This window comes from Acinetobacter brisouisimilis, from assembly GCF_000368265.1.
Taxonomy (GTDB): domain Bacteria; phylum Pseudomonadota; class Gammaproteobacteria; order Pseudomonadales; family Moraxellaceae; genus Acinetobacter.
Genome location: NZ_KB851219.1, coordinates 1,494,361 through 1,508,993, shown reverse-complemented (window position 1 = coordinate 1,508,993; position 14,633 = coordinate 1,494,361). Strand labels below are relative to the sequence as shown.

The 14,633-nt window shown below is 35.5% G+C and carries 11 protein-coding genes and 1 pseudogene; 8 read left to right on the top strand and 4 right to left on the bottom strand.

From position 1 onward, the window contains the following. Nucleotides 1–34: 34 nt before the first annotated feature. A pseudogene (locus F975_RS15530) lies at nt 35–220 on the bottom strand (phage portal protein); the annotation flags it as partial. Between the two features lie 614 nt (nt 221–834). Between F975_RS15530 and F975_RS10885 the strand changes: the two are divergent. The 6 genes from F975_RS10885 (at nt 835) to ilvD (ending at nt 9,392) form a co-directional block, all read left to right on the top strand. Next, complete coding sequence (locus F975_RS10885; RefSeq protein ID WP_004753237.1) at nt 835–1,362, top strand: Csu type fimbrial protein; 528 nt, start codon at nt 835–837, stop codon at nt 1,360–1,362. A 74-nt stretch (nt 1,363–1,436) separates the two neighbouring features. Further along, nucleotides 1,437–2,156 carry a fimbrial biogenesis chaperone gene (locus F975_RS10880; protein ID WP_004753235.1) on the top strand — a complete coding sequence of 240 codons (720 nt, stop codon included), beginning with the start codon at nt 1,437–1,439 and terminating at the stop codon, nt 2,154–2,156. Nucleotides 2,157–2,165: 9 nt separating this feature from the next. Continuing rightward, complete coding sequence (locus tag F975_RS10875; protein ID WP_004753233.1) at nt 2,166–4,625, top strand: fimbria/pilus outer membrane usher protein; 2,460 nt, start codon at nt 2,166–2,168, stop codon at nt 4,623–4,625. Further along, the gene (locus tag F975_RS10870) at nt 4,616–5,689 is read left to right on the top strand and encodes a Csu type fimbrial protein (protein WP_004753231.1); all 1,074 of its coding nucleotides are present in this window, start codon (nt 4,616–4,618) and stop codon (nt 5,687–5,689) included. Before F975_RS10875 ends, F975_RS10870 begins: the two co-directional genes overlap by 10 nt. A 163-nt stretch (nt 5,690–5,852) precedes the next feature. After that, nucleotides 5,853–6,545 (top strand): hypothetical protein, encoded by a 693-nt coding sequence (locus tag F975_RS10865; protein ID WP_004753229.1) that lies wholly within the window; start codon nt 5,853–5,855, stop codon nt 6,543–6,545. Between the two features lie 1,017 nt (nt 6,546–7,562). Then, a complete protein-coding gene (gene ilvD, locus F975_RS10860) occupies nt 7,563–9,392 on the top strand; it encodes a dihydroxy-acid dehydratase (protein ID WP_004753227.1) in 1,830 nt (609 codons plus the stop codon). A 260-nt stretch (nt 9,393–9,652) separates the two neighbouring features. On the opposite strand, the gene F975_RS10855 is transcribed toward ilvD, so the two are convergent. Beyond that, nucleotides 9,653–10,753 carry a diguanylate cyclase gene (locus F975_RS10855; protein WP_004753225.1) on the bottom strand — a complete coding sequence of 367 codons (1,101 nt, stop codon included), beginning with the start codon at nt 10,751–10,753 and terminating at the stop codon, nt 9,653–9,655. A gap of 160 nt (nt 10,754–10,913) precedes the next feature. Here F975_RS10855 and F975_RS10850 point away from each other — a divergent pair, with 160 nt between their 5' ends. Further along, entirely contained in the window at nt 10,914–11,891 is a 978-nt protein-coding gene (locus F975_RS10850; protein WP_004753223.1) for an acyltransferase family protein, read from the top strand. Nucleotides 11,892–11,893: 2 nt separating this feature from the next. Here F975_RS10850 and F975_RS10845 read toward each other — a convergent pair whose 3' ends face one another. Together F975_RS10845 and F975_RS10840 are read right to left on the bottom strand one after the other, a co-directional pair. Then, nucleotides 11,894–12,583, bottom strand: coding sequence for an exonuclease domain-containing protein (locus F975_RS10845; protein ID WP_004753221.1), 690 nt, complete (start codon nt 12,581–12,583; stop codon nt 11,894–11,896). A gap of 54 nt (nt 12,584–12,637) precedes the next feature. Next, the gene (locus tag F975_RS10840) at nt 12,638–13,084 is read right to left on the bottom strand and encodes a hypothetical protein (protein WP_004753218.1); all 447 of its coding nucleotides are present in this window, start codon (nt 13,082–13,084) and stop codon (nt 12,638–12,640) included. A 202-nt stretch (nt 13,085–13,286) separates the two neighbouring features. On the opposite strand from F975_RS10840, the gene glyA reads away from it, so the two are divergent. Continuing rightward, the gene (gene glyA, locus F975_RS10835; protein ID WP_004753216.1) at nt 13,287–14,540 is read left to right on the top strand and encodes a serine hydroxymethyltransferase; all 1,254 of its coding nucleotides are present in this window, start codon (nt 13,287–13,289) and stop codon (nt 14,538–14,540) included. Nucleotides 14,541–14,633: the final 93 nt, after the last annotated feature.

The following is a 14,633-nucleotide window of genomic DNA, read 5'->3' as shown; positions in this document are numbered from 1 at the left end:
TTGAATCAAAGGCCCATCAATTGATGGGCTTTAGTTATACAACATTTTGAATTTTATATTCCTTAAACTGAATGATTTCTTCACCCGCCCAATCATTGATCTGTTGCATCTGCGACTGAAGTGGAACAATTTCATTCTGATAAAAGACTTCAGCAGCATCTTTGATTGAACCAAACCCTCCAGTATTGTTTGGGACGATTCCCATCAGCTGGGGCGGTAATCAATCAGTCCAACTGGAACTAACTATTTTCAGTTATGTTAAGAACATTATGGAATTCTTATAAATACTTTTAGATAAAACATCTGTTAAATATCCAGTGAAATTTTATGTAATTTAGAGCGTGTTCTTATTCCACTTAGCGAAGAAAATTAGTTTGTATTATGCATAAAAAAAGCGATTTCTCATCTGGTATCAAACTTTAAGCATATAAATTGCCATTCTTGAAGCTGCTTATTAAATGAGGACTGGCCCTAGTTTTTATGAGTATTAAACAATTGTTTGAAGATTATTTTTCTTTTGAGGCTAGTTAGTTTAAATGCTTCTATTATTTTTTAATAGTTTAATTTTTATAATTTAATCAAAAACATGTAATTTTCTTTTTTTTACGTTTGGTATATAAGTCAAATCATTTTTTCTTATGAGATATATTTAAGAAAGTGATTTTTACCGTTTTTTATCATTTTATGTTGAAAATATACTCATAATTGCTAATATAGTGTGACTTGTATCACATTTTGTTTAAGATATTTTTTACATTTTTATAAATTAAAGGTTTTATAAAAAAGTAAAATGATTAAATTTTAAGCAATTTTATTCTTGGTGGGAGAAACATGATGAAAAAGACATTTGCACTATCAGTTATTGCATTGGGTACTGCTCTATCAACAGTTGCTCAAGCAACAACAACGACAGGAACATTGAATGTAACTGCAACTATTACAAGCAGTTGCTCAGTCAATACAACTGCAACTGGTAGCTCAATTGGTAATTCAACTCTGAACTTTGGTACGGTATCAAATTTTCAGTCAGCAACTGATGCAAATACTGGAACAACAGCAGGTGGTGCTGGTGCAATTAATGTCTTATGTAATAATGGCACTAGTTGGACACTAGCGTTTGATGGCGGTAGTAATGCTTCATCTGGCCAACGTCGTATGGCTGGGGGAACTTCAGAATATATCCCTTACAATCTATATGCAGATTCTGCTTATAGCACAGCAATTGCTGTGAATGGAACAGTAAAAGGTACAGGTACAGGTGGCGTTCAGGCCGTACCTGTTTACGGTCGTATCCCTGCTGGAACAATTTTACCATCTGCATCAACTTATCTTGATACAGTCACAATGACAATTACTTATTAATTATAGATTGATTCATGTGGGTAATTTTTTACCCACATATAATTTAAAAATGCAATATATTTAATGGTAAAATCATGATTTTTTTAAGAAAAGAAGCTTTAATTGGTTTGGTGCTAAGTTTTTCAATGATTGATTTAAACTGCTATGCTGCCTCATTAAGAATATCTCCAATTAAAGTTGATTTTTTAGAAAATCAGAAAGCTCAAAGTTTATCAATTTATAATCAATCTTCTGAACCTGTATCAATTCAAGCCAGAGTTTTTTTATGGACACAGGAAGATGGAAAAGAAGTGCTGAAGCCAACAAATGATCTTGTTGTTAGCCCTCCTTTTATGAAAATGCAATCGGCATCTTCCTATAATTATCGTATTATTAGACTGGATAATAGCCCTATAAGTACAGAAAAAAGTTATAGATTGATTTTGGATGAATTACCAAAACCAAATGATTCGAATAATCCATCGCAGAACCTTAATGTATTACTTCGAACATCTATTCCTGTTTTTATAAAAACAAAAAATGATAATTTAAATTTGACGTGGAATATTAAATTTGAAAATAATCAAAATTTTTTAATTTTTTCAAATCAAAGTTCTAGTCATAAATTTTTATCCAGATTTATATTGAATGATGAAACAATTGATAAGAAATATACAGTAAATTTAACAACTATGAATGGATATATTTTAAGTGGGAAGAGTAAAAAATATATATTAGATAAGAATTTTTTATATCAATCAAATCATCATTATTCTGTAAATGTTGTTATAGATGGAAAAGAAAATAAATTATAGGAAATAAGTGTGAATAGGTATAATTTATTTTTTATTATTGTGGTTTTGTATGTTACTGCAAAAGAAGCTTTTTCAGCGAAGTTACCAAATGATATTATAGTTGGTGGCACAGAAGATTTATCTTTTATACCAAAAGTTACGCAGGATATTAATTTTAAAAATAATAATTTAACGCCTGATGGGTATATCCCATTATTTTTATCGATTACTGTCAATACATCAAATAGTTCTGACTTAGTAAATGTAAAGCAAGATAAATCAGGTAACTTATATATTATCGCAAAAGATTTACGTACACTTAGAATTATTATAGATCAAAAGATTAATGATAATGATCTTTTAGATTTAAAGAAAATAAATAATCTAAAATATATTTATGATAAAAATAAACAAATTTTAAATATTTCAGTTCCATCGGTCATGTTGGAAAAATATAATATAAATTTGGGTGGTCAAAATATAACAAGTAATGATTTATTGAAGAGTAAAACATTAACATCATCTATTATTAATTATAGTTTTTATAATACAAATACAGATGGGTATAATGTTTTTTCTGGGACGGCTGATATTGTACTTAGTACAGTATTGGGTAATTTATCAACAGGTTTTCTTTATAACAATGATAGAAGAACATCTTATAATCATGATGATACAGTTAGACTGTCTACTAATTGGCAGTACATAGACCCAATCAATGTAAAAATTTATACTTTAGGTGATTTTGTTACAAATACTACGGAATGGGGAAGTAGTATTCGTGTTGCTGGTTTACAGTGGGCGAGTGCTTATACACAACGTGCAGATATTATTACATCTGCACTACCGCAGTTTTCAGGTTCTGCTGCTTTACCATCTACTTTAGATTTATACATCAATCAGCAAAAAATTTATTCTGGAGAAATTCCTTCAGGCCCATTTGATCTTAAGTCATTACCTTATGTTTCAGGTAATAATATTACTCTAATTACCACTGATGCTATCGGAAAACAACAGGTTACAAAGAAAGCTTATTATTTTTCACCTAAGATTTTAACTAAGGGAATAAATGAATTTTCTATAGATGTTGGTGTTCCTCGATATAATTATGGTACTCAGTCTAATGACTATGATGATGTTGTATTTGGTTCAGGTTCTATTCGTTATGGTCTTTCAGATACGCTAACATTAAGTGGTGGTGCTGAGGGGTCAACAGATGGTCTAACGAATTTAGGGTTTGGAGTCGCAAAAAATATTTTTGGACTTGGTGTTCTTAATGCTGACCTTGCAGAAAGTCATTATAAAGATCATAGTGGTTTATCTTCTTTAATTGGATTAGAAGGTAGAATTTCATCTAAATTATCATTTAATACAAGTTTTCAAAAAAATTATGATGATTACTATAATTTGGCCAAAGTATCAGAAGCTCGATATCAAAATTATTCCCATCAATCGATTAATCCAGATAATATTCTATATAGTGCTTATGCGAATCAAATTACGCGATTTGGCCTAAACTATAATTTTAAACAAAATTATAGTTTTTACGCAGGCTATAATGCCATCAAAAAATCAAATATAGCCTATAAACTACTGTCTTTTAATTTTGGTGTTAGTTTAAATAAAAATTGGAGCATTTATACTTCTGCTTATCAAGATTTAGAAGATAATAAAAATTATGGCCTGTATTTAACACTAAGATATGTGCCATTCAAAAATGTCAATGTAAATACCAGTATTACAAATGATAGTGGTACAACAAGTTATCGTGAAGAGATCACAGGATCTTCTGATCAACGTGTTGGTGGAATAGGTTGGGGAGCATATGTTGAACATAACAATAATGGCTATGACTCTTCATCAATTTCAGGATCTTACCGCACTAGACCAGCATATTTAGCAGCGAGTTATAGTCAATATAATAAAACACAGCAAACGATGGTATCTGCTACAGGTGCTATTGTTGCTGCAGCTAATCGTATATTCCTTGCCAACCAAATCGGTGATGGTTATGCAATAATTGAAAATGCAGGCCCAAATACTGAAATTCTCAATGGTGGCGTTGATTTAGGGAAAACAGATGCAAAAGGCCGTTTTTTAATTTCTGATTTGATTCCATATCAAGAACATAGAATATTTGCAGATCCTGCTTATATGCCACTAGATTGGGATTTAGATAGAACTGAACAAACTTTAGTTACAGGTTACAAGCAAGGAGCAAAAATTGATTTTGGTGCACACAAAGTTATTTCTGCTGTTATTCGCTTAATTGATAAAAACCAACAACCAATTTCTCCTGGATATAGCGTGAAAGTGAATGGAGTCAGTAACTCAATGGTTGGATACGATGGAGAGGTTTTTGTACAAGGTTTACTTTCTGAAAATACTTTGGAAATCGATTTATTAGGACAGGGAACTTGTACCGTGCATTTTGATTATGGAGAGAAAATATCTTCTACTAAAAAATTGGGACCATTTATATGTCAATAAGCATAAATCTTGTACGAAGTATTTTTCAACGTCCATTTAAATTAGATCAAGCGAATCAATACAGTTTTGTACGTTCATTTTTAACAGGCTGTTTACTCCTACTTGGAGTCACTATTTTTAATTCGGCACATGCAACTTGTACAGTAACAGGAACAACAACAGGAACATATACTTATACAGCATCAACGATTGCTAACTCTGCTCCACTTAACTTTTCTGGAACAATTACATGTACTGGTGGAAGTCCTCCTAAAGCTGGTACGAGCCAATATATTTGTATTATGGCTTCTTTAAATAATACAAGTAGTACGACTTCTTCTGTGAATGGCACTAGTCTAGCTTATACTGTTACAGGTAGTTTAGGTGGGGCTGGCAGTTCATCAACAAAATTTACAAATGGTGTTTGGATAGGACCTGCAACAACATCTGCCTCTAATAATATATTATCTTATTCTATAGCAATTACGATCCCAGCACAGTCTAGTACATTAGTTGCATATCCTATTGGAACATATACCGCAACAGTCAAAATATATTGGGATATGCAGGCAAACAGTAGCACAATTTGTGAAGGAAATACTGCAACAGGAAGCAGTAACTGGGATGGGGGTAATATGACATTGACAGCCAACTATATTATTCCGAGTTTTTGTCAACTAAATTCAACGTCTGCTGTTAATTTTGGGTCAATCTCAGATATTGGTACAACACGTGTAAACTATGATGCAGCAGGTGCAGTAAATACTACATGTAATTATGGAACTGCTTATACAATCTATTTAGATTTAGGAAAGTACTATAATTCTTCTACAGGTTATAGACGAATGTATAATGCTTCTAGTGGGCAATATATACCCTATCAATTATATAAAGATTCAAGTCACTCCACGATTTGGAATGCAACAGGTGGAACATCCAGTACTGGTGGATCTGGAGGGGTATCCTTAACAGGATCAGGGTCTGCTGTAAATACAGCTGTCTATGGTCGTATACCTGTGAACACAACAATACCTACTACACCTAATACATATTCTGATTCAGTAGTCGTTACAGTCACTTATTGATCTTAATAAATATAGAATTAAATTTATATTTTAAAGCGACATAAATAAGTAGAGAATGAGGGGAGTACTTATGAAATAATTTTAGAAAAATGGAATGTTTTTTATAATGTTTAAAGCGAAAGCATTTAAACAAAAAATTACCTTTTAAAGTAATCGTTAAAATATGAAATTAATTGATTTACATCATATCTTATATCCAATGGTAACATATGATTTAATAAATATTAAAACTATTCATTATAATGAATATTCCGATATGATTATTTTTTTAGATAAAATAAATGATCAAAGAGAATGGTGCATGGATATTATATTGAGAGATTCACAAAGGTATAGTTTGTTTTTTAAAACCGAGTATTTGGCTTGTTTAAAATTTTTGAAATTCTCAAATAAAATTGTTTCTGATATTCCAAGTGAAATGAAGGTTTTGGATTTTAGTGAGGGTAAATGGTATTTGTTGGAAAAAAATGAAGAATTTTATTTTAATGTACAATATGATCTTAATTACTATAATTATTCATGGAATATGAAGTTGAATTTAAAGGAGATTTCTAATTATAGATTAAGTGGAAGAACAAGTTTAGATCAGCTTTGCCAAGAAATATATTCATCTCAGCCATTCTATGAAGACTCTATTTTTTATTTTCGAAAAATAAATGTAAAACTTAGTTCTGAAGATGAAAGAGCTATTATAAGATTTAACAATAAAAAACCTGAGTATGTTGATCTAAGTTATAAAATTTTTGAAAAATGCTATTTTACCATAAATAAATTTAAAGATTTTTACTTGAAAGAAAATTATATTTATCTTTTTTGTATTATTGTAGTTGTTGTCGGAGTGTTATGTATAATTTAATAAATTCAATTATATTTCTTTAATATCTATCTCTATATTGAATAAAGCCTATTCGATGCTTTAATCAGTCTACCTGAAAAGCTATTTTATGGTACATAGATTCCAGCAGCCATTTTGATCTTTAAAAAGTAGAAGTTTGACCGTTCATTACTATTTATTGATGCTAGTGCGATTTGGGGGCAGAGTCGTGTAGCTTATGGCAAAAAATCTAGGTCAACTATCCTGAAAAACTGATACATATTTATGGGAAAGGCTTTGGTGAGTGTAATTTACGTAATATATTGGAATTTTAAAATTGGAACGCAGTGCATTCCGAATTAAAGTGAACTAGGTAAATTACCTGTTACATTTGAGTTTATGACTAGAATATAACTTTGAATTACTTATTTCATGCTATTAATACGGTAATTTTATTACGGTAATCATTGCGGTAATTTTATTGTTGTAATTATAAATTTTATTATCAATCAATTTTATATTTCTTGTGCGCGCTGAGCGCACCATCTTCTTGTTTATACCTTTCTTATTTTATTCAATTTTCTTATTTTTTTGCGAATAATTTTCTATCTGAACCCAGTATTTGCATTTATTTTTCATAAAAATCATTCTTTGATAATAAATTTTTCATAAATTATGTAATAAATCAGTAAATTTTGATAAGAATTTTTCCCATGACTCGTGTATAAATATCAATATCATCCAAATTGCCCATAAACTGGGAATTCTAAGGATCTGTTGAATTTTTTAGTTTTAGCCATCATTCCGAGCAAGACTCAATGACAGGATATTTTGCCGTGACTTGGTGATGTTCTGTTCATTTAGAAAAACTGAGCTCTGCAAAACATACTTTGTATCAGCTTAAAACAGCACTGTTGCAAGTATCTGTGCAACATCAACAGACCCTAGTATGATATATCGGTAGCTTTACTGATCAAGTACTCTATAGGTGAGTATTCTTTCGCCAGAATGAATCTCGAGATGATTCATTTCAAGCACAATTTCATTGGAAACAATAACATGCCTGACTATCGTTCAAAAACATCGACACATGGAAGAAATATGGCTGGCGCACGCGGTTTATGGCGTGCAACAGGAATGAAAGATGAAGATTTTGGAAAACCGATTATTGCCGTGGTCAACTCTTTCACCCAGTTTGTGCCAGGTCATGTACATCTAAAAGACTTGGGTCAACTGGTTGCTGAGCAAATTCAGGCAGCAGGTGGCGTGGCTAAAGAGTTCAACACCATTGCGGTCGATGACGGTATTGCGATGGGACATGATGGAATGTTGTATTCATTGCCATCACGCGACCTGATTGCTGATTCTGTAGAATATATGGTCAATGCACATTGTGCTGATGCGATGGTTTGTATTTCAAACTGCGACAAAATTACCCCAGGGATGTTAATGGCATCAATGCGTTTGAACATTCCAGTTGTATTTGTGTCTGGTGGTCCAATGGAAGCGGGTAAGGTCAAATTCCGTGGCAATGACAAAGCCATTGATCTTGTCGATGCGATGATTGTTGCCGCTGACGATAGCTATACCGACGAAGAAGTACAAGCATTTGAACGTTCTGCATGTCCAACCTGTGGTTCATGTTCTGGTATGTTTACTGCAAACTCAATGAACTGTTTGACCGAAGCTTTAGGTTTGTCTTTACCTGGTAATGGTTCAATTGTTGCAACGCATGCAAACCGTAAAAAACTGTTTGAGCGTGCAGGAAAATTGATTGTTGAATTGGCAAAACGCCACTATGAGCAAGATGATTACAGCATTTTGCCACGTTCTATTGCAACCAAGGCAGCATTTGAAAATGCCATGACTTTGGATATTGCTATGGGTGGTTCAACCAATACCGTATTGCACTTATTGGCTGCTGCAAATGAAGCAGAAGTTGATTTCACCATGGATGATATCGACCGCCTATCTCGCAAAGTGCCTGTACTTTGTAAAGTTGCGCCAGCGAAACAGGACGTTCACATGGAAGATGTGCACCGTGCAGGCGGCATCATGTCAATTTTAGGTGAGCTTGATCGTGCTGGATTGTTGACAACATCGGTAAATACTGTACATGAACCAACCATGAAAGATGCGTTGGACAAGTGGGATATTATCCGTACTGAAAACCCAGAAGTATATGAATTCTACCGTTCAGCTCCTGGTGGCGTACCAACACAAGTTGCATTCTCACAAAACCGTTACTACTCAACTTTAGATGGTAACCGTGAAACAGGTGTGATTCGTAATTTAGAACATGCTTTCTCTAAAGATGGTGGCTTGGCAGTTCTTTACGGCAACATTGCATTGGATGGCTGTATTGTAAAAACTGCGGGTGTAGATGAGTCGATCTTGAAATTTACAGGGACAGCACGCGTATTTGAAAGCCAAGATTCTGCTGTAGAAGCGATTTTAGGTGGCAATATTAAAGCGGGTGATGTGGTTGTGATTCGTTATGAAGGTCCACGTGGCGGCCCAGGTATGCAAGAAATGTTGTATCCAACCAGCTACTTGAAATCGAAAGGTTTGGGTAAAGACTGTGCCTTGATTACCGATGGTCGTTTCTCTGGCGGTTCTTCAGGTCTATCAATTGGTCATATTTCACCAGAAGCGGCTGAAGGTGGTGCAATTGGTTTGGTTGAAGATGGCGATACCATTCAAATCGATATTCCAAACCGTACCATTCATCTTGATGTTGATGATGCAACTTTGGCTCATCGTCATACTGCGCAAGAAGCAAAAGGCTGGCATCCAAAAGAAGAGCGTAAACGTAAAGTGTCTAAAGCACTTAAAGTTTATGCTCAGCATACAACCAGTGCTGCAAAAGGCGCAGTTCGCGTTCTATAATTTAAGTAGAGCAAAAAACTTCTTGATGAAGTCATGCCAGTCAGTCAATGGATTGACTGGCATTTTTTATTTAAGGTGAGTGTCTGCTGGCGTGAAACGTCATTTGTGATTGGTTGAGGAAAAATACTGTTAAAAAGCACAGTTTTTATAATTTAGATTGAGTGTGGTGAAAATTTTCACTCAAGGTGTTGAAAAATAAATGAATGATGACCATGCCTTACAGTTTTGACTGATATTTAAAGAACTTTTACTAATCAATATTATTTTATGAAAGATTTTTTAATAGCCTGTTGTTCATTTTTAGGTTTTTGATAAAAGAAAATACCATTTCTTCCTGAATTTTTGACTTTATATAAAGCTTGATCTGCTTTACGTAACCAGTCGGTGGTTGAATACGCGTCTTTAACTGAAGCAATCCCGATGCTGATACTGACACGACATAAGTCATGATTGGTAAGCCGCAAAGCTGTGATTTTTTCTAAAATTTGTTGAGCCAAATCGCACACATCATCTTGTTTATAATTGATCGCAATGACTGCGAGTTCATCTCCGCCAAAACGGGCAGGCGTGTCAGATGCATGTAAGGTTTGCCGTAATATATTGGAAATTTCAAGTAAGATATAATCGCCAATTTCATGCCCGTAGTTGTCATTAATTTGTTTAAAATGATCAACATCTAGTAGCATTAAATAAGCTGAAGTTTGTTCACGCTGGGTTTGAATAAAAGTACTGGCAAGACGTTGTTCAAACAACCGTCGATTGGGAATATGCAAGCGAGGATCCATCATGGCGATGCGTTCAAATTCACGATTGCGCTTGCTTAAACGCACAGATAAATGTCTGGAGACGATACTTAGACCAATCATATAAATGGTTGCTAATGGTAGACTGAGCCATACTGTTCGTTGGCTAAACTCAAGATGTATGTGATAACCGAGTAAACCCCACGTCACAAAAAAAGCCAGAAAAAAAGCAATTAAAGCCAATTTTAAAAGTTTCCAACCACCAGCAGCATAACGGTCAGCAACCAGTACCGAAAAAATCAGCAAGGAGGGAAGTGGACTAATTCCCATAATTGCAATCCAGACACCCCCAAGAGCACTGTCCATAATTAAACAATTATTTTCAGCTTTGACAGGATCATAGGCCTGCATGCTAAACAGGCAAGCAACAGTTGGCCAGACAAAAGCATTGACTGCCAGCAAAACGAAATAAAACAGATGGTAATGCATGTCCCACATCACAGAAGCAATGGCCATAAAGCACAGACTTGTACCGAGTTGGCGCATCATAAAAATTCGCCAGACAAATCTTTGACTGCGAGCTTTTAAGGCTGCTTCATCAGGAATGATATAAGACATAATCAATGCCTAAGAATGATTATTATTGGATTAATCTAGCAAATTTTAATCGGTTATAGCGAAAGAAAAGTAAATTTATAACAAGAAAATTCTATAATAGGTCGGTTTCCTATGCGTTTGTAAAGCTTATTAATTTTACCAGTCAGTGTATGATGAGTATATGCGAGATCAGAGTATTGATATCTATAAAGGATTGCTGATTTTTTTGGTGGTCTTTGGGCACTTTTTAGAACGGTTGTTAGGCTGGCAAGATACTTTGGCCAAATTTTTTTTACAAAACATTTATGTACTACACATGCCGGCTTTTGTATTTATTTCGGGTTATTTGTTTAAAGATCAGAACATTTCTCAAAAACTACAATATTTCTTGTCGTTGATGATTCCGTTTCAACTATTTTATATCCTGCTTGATGGATATTATGCGGGGCAGTTCAGTAGCAAATGGCTGTGGCAACCCTATTGGTTGTTGTGGTATCTATGGGCAATTTTGGCTTGGGTTATTTTGACGCATTGGCTGAAACAAACAGCATATCCCGTTGTGCTAAGTTTACTGTTGGCATTGCTGATCGGTTTATCTCCAATCAATAACTATCTATTCTCGATCGGGCGGATCTTTAACTTCTTGCCATTTTTTATGCTTGGGCACGTTTATGGTAAGACGTGGCTGGATATTTTACGCCGTTTGCCATTTACTTACCTTATTGCGGTCATCGCCATCGTGGGATTACTAGGTTTAACGCAATTGCATCCGCTTAAATCTTACTGGTTATATGGCAGTCTAAGTTATACGCAAATGCATATTGCGCCGTTACAGGGAATGTTGATACGCAGTCAATATTTAATCATGTCATGCTGTGCAGTGTTTGCTTGGGCAATGCTCGCAGGAAAACTCCCACAATTTTTATCTCAGCTTGGGCAAGCATCATTACCTATTTATTTGTGGCATGGTTTGATTGTGCTGTGGTTGAGTCATATATGGCATGGTGCCATGACATCACCTATTCAACTACTCGTTGCATTTTGCGCTAGTATTTTGACTTGCTGGGTTTGTATGCTGCCCATTTTTCAGCGCAGCATACAGATGTTATCCAGCAGTTTTTTATGGCTATTTACCAAGATTATTCCGCAAAAAACCTAGATTTAAAAACCTGACTTTTCAAGTGCAGTCCGCAAATAAGGGTCAAGTTCATCTTGTTTGAGTAACCAGTTGGCGTAGTCTGATGGCAAGTCTTTAATGGCTGTACCTTTGTGCTTGCCAAAATTAATGATTTTGGGAATACGTGCATCTTCAGAAGCGACATAAAGTTCTTCAACTGTTTGTATGCCAAGACTGGCAATAATATGCATCAAAATATTGGCAGTTAAAATAATATCTGCATCGGCTCGGTGCGCGCCTTTGAGTAGTTCGCGGGCTTTTTCACTGCCACGACTGATTTGATAAATGAGGGCAGAAATGTTGTGTGCTTCCGCATTTGCCCAGACTTGACGTGCCAGTGCTAGCGTGCAAATCGGTTTTAAATGCGATACATCGACCCCACAACGGGCAATGGCTTGTACGTCATAATCAATATTGTGCCCAATAATATAAGTCGTTTCGCTTGGCAACTGAAAAGTCGTATAGCTTGGCTGATCTGCAATATCCGATTCTAAAATATGATGAACCGCCATAGCCGCATAAGAAATGGGTTCGCCAACCGAATACAATTGATCGAAAATCTTGCTTTTATCTAAGCTGAGTTTACCTTGCTGGATTTCAATCGGTGCATAGGCGATTTCAATCGGTAAGCCGTTGAGCGTATGGGTTTCAGTATCAAGAATAATAGTATGCATGGCCGTCACAGGAGTTTTTTGTGCAATGTAACATTGCTTGAGATCAACTACAAATTAGCGTATTCGTTGTTGCAACAAAACTGCTTGCAAATCTTGCTGTAAGGCTTCGCTAGAAATCAGTGCTTTATAAATGTATATAGGAATGCCATCTTCCTGATCTGTTGCTTTAAAACTTTGCGTACCATCACGGTATTCAAAAATTGCCAGTGGCATCTTGTCCTGATCTAAAATGAAAAAGCGCTGCTGTTTAATTGAAACTTCATAATTGAAAAAAGTCTGTTTCAATAAACGTAAAAAAGCTGCCTGATGGGTACTGAGTTGGTTTAGATCACGAATACGGTCACTATCAGAGCGATGCTGACTTTTAGAATACAGGCGCTGTACATGACTGCGCTGTGGCGGTTGGTTTTGTATAGCGGGTTGTGGTGGTGCAGATTGTTTTTGTCCACGAATATAATAGCCTAAGCAAAAACCTAAAATTAAACAAATTAATATCAACATTTTAAAATTATTTTAAAAATCTAAACATTGTTATGATCTAAAATTCTGCAATTGAATTCAACAGATTTTAAATCATGGTTTAAATTGAGCGATTTTTATTGCAAGCTGAGAAAACTTCATGCCGAAAAACCTCAAACTTCGTGCTAGAATAGGCTTCGATTTTAGCACGGCTTAAAAGCCCTAATTGATAGGACCCTCGCTAATGTTTGCCAACATCTCTATTTCTGAATTTGATCCAGATTTAGCAAAAGCAATTGCTTCTGAAGGTGAGCGCCAAGAAGCTCATATTGAGTTGATTGCCTCTGAAAACTACTGTTCTCCAGCAGTTATGGAAGCTCAAGGAAGTAAGTTAACCAATAAATATGCAGAAGGCTATCCAGGCAAACGCTATTACGGCGGTTGTGAATATGTTGATGTCATTGAGCAAATGGCGATTGACCGTGCTAAAGAATTATTTGGTGCTGACTACGCAAACGTACAGCCACACGCTGGTTCTCAAGCAAACTCTGCAGTTTATTTAGCATTACTTAACCCAGGCGACACAGTTTTGGGTATGAGCTTGGCTCACGGTGGTCACTTGACTCACGGTGCAAAAGTTAGCTTCTCGGGTAAAACGTATAACGCAGTTCAGTACGGTTTAAACCCTGAAACTGGCGAAATCGACTATGAAGAAGTTGAACGCCTAGCTTTAGAACACAAACCACGTATGATCATTGCAGGTTTCTCTGCATACAGCCGTGTTGTAGATTGGCAACGTTTCCGTGACATCGCGGACAAAGTTGGCGCTTATTTGTTTGTTGACATGGCACACGTTGCAGGTCTTGTTGCTGCTGGTGTTTACCCAAGCCCAGTGCAAATCGCTGACGTAACCACAACAACGACTCACAAAACACTTCGTGGTCCACGTTCTGGTTTGATTCTTGCGAAAGCAAACGAAGAAATCGAGAAAAAACTTCAATCAGCTGTATTCCCTGGTAACCAGGGTGGTCCATTGATGCATGCTGTTGCAGCAAAAGCAATCTGCTTCAAAGAAGCAATGGCGCCTGAATACAAAGCATATCAGCAACAAGTCGTTAAAAACGCTCAAGCAATGGCTGAAGTTTTAATTGCTCGTGGTTATGACATCGTTTCTGGTGGTACAGATAACCACTTGTTCTTATTGTCATTGATTAAACAAGACGTGACTGGTAAAGAAGCAGATGCATGGTTAGGTGCGGCGCACATCACTGTGAACAAAAACTCTGTACCAAACGATCCACGTTCTCCGTTTGTGACTTCAGGTATTCGTATCGGTACACCTGCTGTAACCACTCGTGGTTTCGGTGAAGCTGAAGTACGTGATCTTGCAAACTGGATCGCTGACATCCTAGACAGCAAAGGTGACGAAAGTGTGATCGCTGCTGTGAAAGACAAAGTTGCAGAAGTTTGTGCAAAATTCCCAGTTTATGCAAAATAATCGTTTTGCCTGACTGAAAAAAGCCTCCTGAATTTGGAGGCTTTTTTATTTTTAAAAAACTTAAACCGATAAAAATCGAATTGAATACAATCT

Coding starts and splice junctions, on each gene's coding strand:
- F975_RS10845 (WP_004753221.1), bottom strand. CDS start 12,583: ATGCATACTATTATTCTTGATACTGAAACCCATACGCTCAACGGCTTA.
- ilvD (WP_004753227.1), top strand. CDS start 7,563: ATGCCTGACTATCGTTCAAAAACATCGACACATGGAAGAAATATGGCT.
- glyA (WP_004753216.1), top strand. CDS start 13,287: ATGTTTGCCAACATCTCTATTTCTGAATTTGATCCAGATTTAGCAAAA.
- F975_RS10850 (WP_004753223.1), top strand. CDS start 10,914: ATGCGAGATCAGAGTATTGATATCTATAAAGGATTGCTGATTTTTTTG.
- F975_RS10870 (WP_004753231.1), top strand. CDS start 4,616: ATGTCAATAAGCATAAATCTTGTACGAAGTATTTTTCAACGTCCATTT.
- F975_RS10840 (WP_004753218.1), bottom strand. CDS start 13,084: ATGTTGATATTAATTTGTTTAATTTTAGGTTTTTGCTTAGGCTATTAT.
- F975_RS10880 (WP_004753235.1), top strand. CDS start 1,437: ATGATTTTTTTAAGAAAAGAAGCTTTAATTGGTTTGGTGCTAAGTTTT.
- F975_RS10855 (WP_004753225.1), bottom strand. CDS start 10,753: ATGTCTTATATCATTCCTGATGAAGCAGCCTTAAAAGCTCGCAGTCAA.
- F975_RS10885 (WP_004753237.1), top strand. CDS start 835: ATGAAAAAGACATTTGCACTATCAGTTATTGCATTGGGTACTGCTCTA.
- F975_RS10865 (WP_004753229.1), top strand. CDS start 5,853: ATGAAATTAATTGATTTACATCATATCTTATATCCAATGGTAACATAT.